Origin of the sequence: Staphylococcus lugdunensis (genome assembly GCF_002901705.1) — a bacterium.
Classification (GTDB): domain Bacteria; phylum Bacillota; class Bacilli; order Staphylococcales; family Staphylococcaceae; genus Staphylococcus; species Staphylococcus lugdunensis.
Genome location: NZ_PPPV01000005.1, coordinates 1 through 2,259, shown reverse-complemented (window position 1 = coordinate 2,259; position 2,259 = coordinate 1). Strand labels below are relative to the sequence as shown.

Annotated in this window: 1 protein-coding gene; it reads right to left on the bottom strand. The window is 32.9% G+C overall.

What is annotated here, in order from left to right:
• Positions 1-1,999: YSIRK-type signal peptide-containing protein (locus CD041_RS12230; RefSeq protein ID WP_258027186.1), on the bottom strand; the 1,999-nt coding region annotated here is incomplete at its 3' end.
• Positions 2,000-2,259 lie beyond the last annotated feature (260 nt).

Below are 2,259 nucleotides of genomic sequence, written 5' to 3'. Positions count from 1 at the left end.
CTGCTTCACTATCTGGTGAAACCGTATCTCTAATAATTGGTGTTTGGAGTATTAAATGATTATATTTTTTATCTCCCAATCCATAGGTATTATTTGTATTGTTGATTGACGTCCATTCGTTTAATTTTGTAGTAGATCCATCAGCATTTACACCGTATAGAATAAATGGTGCTTTTAATACTATTCCTTTATCTGCATTTTTATCACTTGAACCGTTATTATAATTTATTCTAGGTAATGAAAGCTTAAAGGTAGTAAAGTAATCGCCTTCTTGCCCTGATGGTAATTGTATTGAATGCATGTAAGTAGGTGCATATTTATTCGATTGGTCTCTATCATATATATATTTTTGCACACGGAATACTTCATTTTTGTGATCTGCTTTTGAAAACAAATGTGAAGGCTCTTGCAGTCGGAAATTCATAAAATAAACATTACTTGTTGCTGTACCAGCCTCATTAATCATTTTAAACTTAATTCCCTCTGGATCAGGTACATTTTGAATATAATCTTGTCCATTTGGAAGTCGGCCTATCGTTTGCCAATCTAAGTTTACTTTAATAAAGCCGTCAGTTTTAAATTTTGCTAATAATTCTGGTGTTAATGCAGATTTTTTCAATTTTAATACTGGTGTATAACCATTATAAGGTAAAATATCACCCTCATTAAGATGGAGATGAATGCCTGATTCATCTTGTGTCCAAAATCTATTGCCTTTAGCATCTGAATCAAGTTCTAACCAACTTGGAATATTTAAAATATTATATTTAAAATCAGTATAACGTGAATAATAATGTGGTGATACTGCATCATCACGATTTTCTAAAAACCAATTATCTCTTGGCAGTGGCACCTGATAGCGATAGTTATCCGTTTTTTCAGAAATTGTCCCATCTTCTTTGATAACTCCAATCGTAGGTGATTGTGCAGCCGCTGATTTTCGTGTAATTCTCCAAATAGACGTCGGTTTTTCTTGCCCTCGGTCTATGTATAAACCACCTTTTATATGATCAAATGTTGCATTAACTTGTTTAGTATCAACAAGCGTATCTCCCTGATACATTTTCATTGTTGAAGTAACAACATCACCTTCACCTGGTCCCGTCCAAATCATCCCGCCAATAACTTGACTGATATTGATTTGACCTGCTGATGTACCAGAAAGTGGTCTTAAATCAAATTGATAGCGCCATGTCTCATTATCAGATAAATTTGTCTTGTTAGTCACAAATTCCGATTTTGAAAATGTTGGTTCTGAAATTATAAATTTTTTAGGTGCTTCGTAAACCAGCTTGCCATTATCAATTGTGCCATGCCCTGATGCTGAATAAGAAAATGACGTACTTGTTACACGTCTGTTAGACACGATATCTGATGTTAAATTATAGCGTCTTTCATTACTATTTGTGCCGCTAAATACGAATTCCCCTACTAATTGCTTGTCATCAGTACCCACGTCACGTTTAACGCGTTTTTTCGGTCTTTCTGAAGTAGATTGTGATGATAGTTGATTTCTATCAACTTGATTTAAAGCAGTAGATGTCTTAGTAGCATCACTCGAAGTTACAACTTCAGATTGTGCTGATGTATTATTTTTATCTATAGCACTAGGCGTTTTTTTAGTAGTTTCTTCTTTTGACGCAACATTATCTTGTTGCTGTACATTTTCATGTGTTGTCTTTGTATCCTTTAACACATCAGATGTTCCTACGTCTGTTACTTTATTTTTATTAACATTATTTGACTTTTCTTTGTCTTGAGCAAGATTTAATGATTTATCCTGTTGTTCTTGCGAAATACCATCGCTATATTCTTTATTAACAACTTTTTGTGTATTATCATCACTTTTTATCTCTGCAGCATGTGCTTCAGAATTAGCTCCAAAAATGACAGATGCTCCTATTAAAATTGATGTAATTCCTACTGAAAATTTTCTTATGGAGTATTTATTTTGAACATTCGAGAAATAATCCTTTTGTTTGCTTTTCTTCCTTTTCAATGGGTTCTCTCTCCTTAATTGAAATTATTAAGAGACCCCTTATATCTATCTCGGACTCATACACTATAATAATAATACGTTGCAAAATATTTTACAATATTAATGCTTTAAAAAAATAATTGTATGTGATTGTTTTATAATTCATAGCTAAAAAATTCTTAAGCGTATCAGCTTCAATCGCTTTCTCTTCGCAATGCCGTTATTTGTCGACTTGTTTTTCAATTTTTGGCATAAAAAAAGAGACCTCTCGGTCTCAATGC